Source organism: Paraburkholderia sp. SIMBA_054, from assembly GCF_046534875.1.
GTDB lineage: Bacteria > Pseudomonadota > Gammaproteobacteria > Burkholderiales > Burkholderiaceae > Paraburkholderia > Paraburkholderia hospita.
Window position 1 is genome coordinate 1 of record NZ_JAWRXV010001273.1, and the last position, 252, is coordinate 252.

General features: G+C 34.1%; 1 protein-coding gene. It reads right to left on the bottom strand.

What is annotated here, in order from left to right; genetic code table 11:
* Positions 1–212, bottom strand: a 212-nt coding sequence (locus SB822_RS59195) for a hypothetical protein (RefSeq protein WP_410859388.1), incomplete at its 3' end; no start/stop codon positions are given.
* Between the last annotated feature and the right edge of the window lie 40 nt (positions 213–252).

Genomic DNA, 252 nt, shown 5'->3' on the forward strand with positions numbered 1-252 from the left:
TCAGTACGTGGCGGTTTCATTATTTCTTTTTCAGTAGTTTGATTTTCGTTTTGGGAAAAGTTAAACATAACACCTTTTCGTATAGTGGTTTGCCTAACTCCTGTAAGATACATATTACTGATTTCTAGTTTTGTTCCTTTATGCGTTTGTATTTTACGTGATGCTGTTTGATATTGGGATTCCGGTTGAAAGATTATGCCCTTTATCGTCATAAAATCACCAGCCTTATTCTATTCGTAAAGCAATTTGTGT